Here is a 5,672-nt window from a genome sequence, read left to right on the forward strand (position 1 = left end):
AGGCTTTCCCATCCAGATAAACCGGGGGACTTGCACACATCACATGATGTGATTACCAAGGTGTTATTATCGGCTCGAGGACTTATCTAGCAAGCCAGCATTCCAGAACGCCAAACCATCATATAAAAAAACTAGATAAAAATCAGGGCTTTTTACGAAAAAAAACAAATTGCCCAGGGTTTCAATTAGGCCTGTGCTTTTGCTTTGATCAAAGCTTGATCAAGCTTTTCTTCAAGTGATAGCAACATCTCCTGGTCACCTTCTTTATCGCGACCACTTTCGAGCAATTCGTATGCAATATTTAGAGCTGCCATGACCGCAATTCGTTCAATGCCCAGAACTTTTCCTGACGAGCGTATTTCTCGCATTTTTTCATCAAGGTGCCCCGCAGCATTTTCTAGAGCGTCCTTTTTATCAGGAGGGCAGGCGACCAGGTAGTCCTTTTCAAGGATTTTGACCTTTAGTGTGTTGGCGTCGGACATTAACCTTGCTCCAGAGCTTTTAGGCGACCAATCATTGATTCAATCTTGTTTTTGGCAAGATCATTTTTTTGTAGAAGTTTAGTCCGCTCGGACAGCCAATCGTCTTGGCTGCTTTTTAGCGCTAAATTGTCTGCTTCAAGCGTCTGGCAGTAGTTTAGAAGTTGCTCTACTTTGCCAGAAAGCGTTTTAAGTTGTGACGCTTCCATTTAGTTACCTTGATAGTCAAATATTGAAGAATAAACCAATACTATTCGGTATATTGAGGGGTAACTATAATTTGGCCTAGCGTGAGGGTCAACTCGCTTTCGCAATCCAGTCGCAGGTCTCGTATAATTCGCTCAATTTTTGATAAAAGGTCGATATAAATGACAGAAAAAGACAAGTTTTCCGAGCAGGATATAGATGAGCTTGAAAATGAAGAGGCTCAGGAGAGTGATTTTGACTGGTTGGCGAATGTCTATAACCGACAAGGTGCGATCAATCACCCGAGTGAGTTACATGGCTTATTACTTGGGGAAATTACCGGCGGCATTAAGCGTACGGCGAATGACTTTTTAGCTCAGGTTTTAGAACATATGGGCGTCGATGAGTTAAATGTTGCAGCTCAAGCTAATGTAGTTGAGGACTTGTTAGCTTTTTATAGCCAAGTATCAGAGGGTATCGATAAGGATTCGAGTAGTTTTACCTTATTATTGCCAGACGATGACTATGTTTTATCCGAACGACTTGAGGCAATGGTGTTATGGGTAAGGGGTTTTTTGGAAGGTATCGCTATTTCTGCAAGTGAACGACTTAATTCTGCATCGAAGGATCTGGAAGAAATTCTTAAAGACCTGGTTGAAATTTGCCAGCTGGACCCTCGCGTTGAGCCTACTGAAGAGGGTGAAAGAGAGTTCTTTGAAGTGGTGGAGTATGTAAGGGTGGGGGTGCTTAACTTATATGCTGAGTTTAATCAGCCCGAAGTAGAAGATTCGACTGAAGAAAAAGCTGCTATTTCCGATATTGACCCAGATACACCGACATTACATTAATAACAATTGCTGACCAAGATTCTGCTACTCAGGACAATAAGAGATGAATAAAAAAGAATTCTCACGCCGACGAGCTTATCTGGCTGAACACATGGGTGAAAACTCAATTGCGATACTGCCCTCGTCAACGGTTAAAAGCCGGAACCGGGATGTTGATTACCCCTTTCGTCAGGATAGCGACTTCTTCTATCTGACCGGGTTTTCTGAGCCGGAAGCAGTGTTGGTGATTATTCCGGGCCGAGAGCACGGTGAGAGCATCTTGTTTTGCCGAGAGCGAGACCCGACAAAAGAAATGTGGGATGGATTTATTGCCGGGCCAGACCGTGCAATTGATATGTTTGGTGTCGATGATGCGTTTCCCATTTCTGATATAGATGAAATCCTCCCAGGCATGATTGAGGGAACGGATAAAGTTTATTACTCGATGGGCCTTGATGCTGTCTTTGACAGTCGCGTCATGGAATGGATCAACGTTATTCGCAGTAAAGTTAGAAATGGTGCTCACCCACCTGGTGAGTTTGTTGCCTTGGAGCACGCACTACATGAGCTGCGTTTGATAAAAAGTACCACCGAAATCAAGACGATGAAACAGGCTGCTGAAATATCTGCCCAAGCACATATTGAGGCAATGAAGGTTTGCCGCCCAGGTTTACATGAATATCACCTTGAGTCAGCGATGAGCAAGGTGTTTATGGATAATGGTGCTCGCTCTCAAGCATACCCAGCTATTGTTGGTTCAGGCGACAATGCCTGTATATTGCACTACATCGATAATAACGGCCCCTTGAATGACGGCGACCTTGTCTTGATTGATGCTGGTTGTGAATTGGATTGTTATGCCTCAGATATCACTCGGACCTTTCCGGTAAACGGAAAATTTTCTGACGAGCAAAGGGCAATTTATCAAATCGTCTTGGATGCTCAATTAGCCGCAATAAAAGCAGTGAAGCCCGGGAGTCACTGGAATCATCCTCATGAAGCCGCGGTCAAGGTAATTTGCCAGGGTTTGCTCGATCTGGGCTTGCTCAGTGGCGAGCTGGATGAAATTATCGAAGAGGAGCGTTATAAGCCTTTTTATATGCATCGAACAGGCCATTGGTTGGGCTTGGATGTTCATGATGTTGGTGAGTATAAAATCGACGGTGAATGGAGGGAGCTTGAGCCCGGTATGGTGATTACGGTTGAACCGGGTATTTATATCGCTCCCGGCAATAAAGAAGTGGCGAAAAAGTGGCGCGGCATTGGCATTCGTATAGAAGATGATGTTGCTGTTACCAAGAAGTCTCATCAGGTGCTATCTAAAGATGTCCCGAAAACGATTCATGATATTGAAGCCATTATGGCGCAGGCCTCGTCTTAGGGAGTACACATGGCTCAAGAATTTTCCCAGTTAGAAGAAAAAAGTGTTTGTGATGTATTGATTGTCGGGGCTGGAATGGTCGGGGCAAGCACTGCTTTGGGGCTATCTAAGCTAGGCCTTGATGTCGTCATGATTGATGCCTTTGCCTTCTCTAAAGATATACCTGAGTACACTCCTAGCTACGATGCGAGGTCGACAGCCTTGTCTTGGGGCACGCGAGAAATCTTAGAGCAGCTTGATGTCTGGACAGATATTGAGCCTTCGGTATGTGCCATCGAACAGGTTCATGTATCAGAAAAAGGCTGCTTTGGAACCACCCGGATGCATGCAGCAGAGTATGGACAGGAAGCCTTAGGTTATGTGGTGCCGAATCAGTGCTTGGGCCAGAGTTTGTTAAGCAAGGTGTATGAGAGATCACTACCTTTTTATAGTGGTGTGAAGGTTTCTCATATATCTCAAGGCAAAGACTTCCATCAAGTGCACTTAAGCTCGATTGAGCAGCCTGAACAGCAGAAAGTGCTAAACACTCGCTTGATGGTGATTGCAGATGGTACGGAGTCGAGCACTGCGAAGCTATTAGGCATTGCTTATCAAGTGGAAAAATATTCTCAGCATGCCTTGGTGGCTAACGTCAGTACTGCATTGCCAAATGAAGGTGTTGCGTTTGAGCGCTTCACTAAGAAAGGCCCATTGGCAATGTTGCCCTTGAGGGAGTCTGATTGTGCACTGGTCTGGACACATGACGAAAAAGAGATACAGGCACATTTGGATATGAGCGATGCTGAATTTTGTAAAGCTTTGGAAGAGAGTTTCAGTGAGCGGCTAGGTCCGATTGAACGCTGTGGTGAACGGGTAAGTTATCCGTTGAAATTAGTCAGAGCTGAAGAGCAATGTCGGGCCGGTGTGTTGCTCTTAGGTAATGCCGCGCATAGTTTACATCCTGTCGCAGGGCAAGGGTTTAATTTGGCCATTCGTGGTGTGGCGGCCTTCTTGGCTTATATTGATGAGTCAGTAAAGCAGGGTTTGGATTATCGTTCCCTGGCGCCATTGAATAAGTTTTGTCAGTCGAGAATGGATGATCAGAATAAAACGATTGCTTTAAGTGATCAGCTGGTCAAAGTATTTGCGAACCCTTCCCATATATTAAACCTAGCGCGAGATATTGGCCTGGTTGGTCTCGACAACATCGCTCCCTTGAAAACGATATTTGCAGAGCGAGCAATGGGTCTGGCAGACCGAAAAGCACATTTTAATACTTAGGTTTAGAGAGAATTAATCTTATGAGTGATGCTTGTACTCAAGAATTTGATATTGCGATTGTTGGTGCGGGGATGGTGGGCGCTTCTCTCGCCGCCGCGCTACGTGATACCGGCTTTTCAATTGCTTTAATTGACGCGCAGTCGGCAGAATCTCTGCAGCACTCTCCGTCTAAGCCTAAGGATGTAAATGGCTTTGAGCCAAGAGTCAGTGCACTAACCTTTGCCTCACGCGATTTACTTAAGAGTGTTGGGGCCTGGCAGCATATTCACGAAGAGCGAATCCTTCCTTATCGAAACATGCATGTTTGGGATCAGCTAGGTACAGCCCAAATAGATTTCAGTGCGGCTGAGTTATATGAAGATGCTTTGGGTTATATCGTAGAGAATCAGAATATTGTCTCGGCTTTGCATCAGGTCTTAAAGCAACAAGAGAATGTTGAACGTTTCTTTGGTGGGCGTATTAGCAGCCTGAAGCAAAATGAGGTAGATGGAGCTCCTTATTCTTTGCTGCTGGATGATGGTCGTCAGATACATGCGAAGTTATTAGTTGCAGCTGATGGCGCGAATTCCAGAATCAGGACCTGGTTGTCGATGGCGACCCGTGAATGGGATTATCAACACCACGCAATCGTTGCCACCATCAAAACCGAGAAACCACATAACAAGACGGCTTGGCAGAGCTTCTCTGAAACAGGGCCCTTGGCACTCTTGCCTTTGCAGGACCCATCGATGAGCGACGCCTATTGCTCCATTGTTTGGTCGCAAACACCTGAGCAAGCAAAGTCTTTAATGGCTTTGGATAAGGAAGCGTTTTGCCAGGCTTTAGCAAAAGCCAGTGAATCAATGCTTGGTGCTATTGAAGATGTGTCAGAGCGTTATAGTATTCCTCTGCGCCAACGACATGCAAAAGAGTATGTCGCTGAGGGGCTTGCTTTGATCGGTGACGCAGCGCATACCATCCACCCTTTGGCTGGTCAGGGTGTGAACTTGGGCTTTAAAGATGTTTTTGCATTGAGTCAGGTGCTGATACTGGCTGACCAACAAGAGCTGGACCCGGGAAATCTCACCTTGCTCAAACGTTATCAACGACAGCGGCAGGCAGATAACCTATTGATGATGGGCGCGATGGAAGGTTTTAAGCGTTTATTTGCTCAACCCGATCCACTTCTTCGGTGGGTGCGTAATACAGGGCTGGACTTTGTAAATAAGCAGGGCTTTATCAAGAAACAGTTGGTTAAGCATGCGATGGGCTTGTCCATCGCTTAGCTTAGTACGCCTAAGTAAGCCGTTGATGGCTACGCAGGGGTCTTAGAAGTGCCAAAACTTGCCATTAGAGGCCATTGCTAAAATGGCCAAATTATCAGGTTTTTGCTTACTGGTGGAACTAAGGCTTCGGGTTTAAACGTTTGCTTTAGGTTGAGAGCTAAAGCGGGCATTCTTCAGGCCACAGAAAGCCGAGAGTTCGTTAGTAAAAGCGTACCATTTTTTGCACTAAATATTAAAATTAGATACAATAGTAATCTGCATTTTCATCAGATGA

Annotated in this window: 6 protein-coding genes; 4 read left to right on the forward strand and 2 right to left on the reverse strand. The window is 45.3% G+C overall.

Translation table 11 applies throughout. From position 1 onward, the window contains the following. Positions 1–185: 185 nt before the first annotated feature. Together A3756_RS11675 and A3756_RS11680 are read right to left on the reverse strand one after the other, a co-directional pair. Positions 186–482 carry a cell division protein ZapA gene (locus A3756_RS11675; RefSeq protein WP_068509122.1) on the reverse strand — a complete coding sequence of 99 codons (297 nt, stop codon included), beginning with the start codon at positions 480–482 and terminating at the stop codon, positions 186–188. After that, a complete protein-coding gene (locus tag A3756_RS11680) occupies positions 482–688 on the reverse strand; it encodes a TIGR02449 family protein (RefSeq protein WP_068509120.1) in 207 nt (68 codons plus the stop codon). The genes A3756_RS11675 and A3756_RS11680 overlap by 1 nt, the downstream gene beginning before the upstream one ends. Before the next feature lie 159 nt (positions 689–847). On the opposite strand from A3756_RS11680, the gene A3756_RS11685 reads away from it, so the two are divergent. From A3756_RS11685 to A3756_RS11700, 4 genes are read left to right on the forward strand one after another with little or no spacing between them, the layout of a single operon-like run. Then, a complete protein-coding gene (locus A3756_RS11685) occupies positions 848–1,513 on the forward strand; it encodes a UPF0149 family protein (protein ID WP_068509181.1) in 666 nt (221 codons plus the stop codon). A 43-nt stretch (positions 1,514–1,556) separates the two neighbouring features. Beyond that, positions 1,557–2,873, forward strand: coding sequence for a Xaa-Pro aminopeptidase (pepP, locus tag A3756_RS11690; RefSeq protein WP_068509183.1), 1,317 nt, complete (start codon positions 1,557–1,559; stop codon positions 2,871–2,873). 9 nt (positions 2,874–2,882) lie between these two features. After that, a complete protein-coding gene (gene ubiH / locus A3756_RS11695; protein ID WP_068509186.1) occupies positions 2,883–4,133 on the forward strand; it encodes a 2-octaprenyl-6-methoxyphenyl hydroxylase in 1,251 nt (416 codons plus the stop codon). A 20-nt stretch (positions 4,134–4,153) separates the two neighbouring features. Further along, a complete protein-coding gene (locus A3756_RS11700) occupies positions 4,154–5,398 on the forward strand; it encodes a UbiH/UbiF/VisC/COQ6 family ubiquinone biosynthesis hydroxylase (protein WP_068553546.1) in 1,245 nt (414 codons plus the stop codon). The last annotated feature ends 274 nt before the right edge of the window (positions 5,399–5,672 follow it).

It is taken from the genome of Oleiphilus sp. HI0086 (assembly GCF_001635225.1).

Bases quoted from the DNA above. Each gene is read 5' to 3' on its own strand.
- A3756_RS11675 (WP_068509122.1), bottom strand. From the start codon at position 482: ATGTCCGACGCCAACACACTAAAGGTCAAAATCCTTGAAAAGGACTAC.
- A3756_RS11680 (WP_068509120.1), bottom strand. From the start codon at position 688: ATGGAAGCGTCACAACTTAAAACGCTTTCTGGCAAAGTAGAGCAACTT.
- A3756_RS11685 (WP_068509181.1), top strand. From the start codon at position 848: ATGACAGAAAAAGACAAGTTTTCCGAGCAGGATATAGATGAGCTTGAA.
- pepP (WP_068509183.1), top strand. From the start codon at position 1,557: ATGAATAAAAAAGAATTCTCACGCCGACGAGCTTATCTGGCTGAACAC.
- ubiH (WP_068509186.1), top strand. From the start codon at position 2,883: ATGGCTCAAGAATTTTCCCAGTTAGAAGAAAAAAGTGTTTGTGATGTA.
- A3756_RS11700 (WP_068553546.1), top strand. From the start codon at position 4,154: ATGAGTGATGCTTGTACTCAAGAATTTGATATTGCGATTGTTGGTGCG.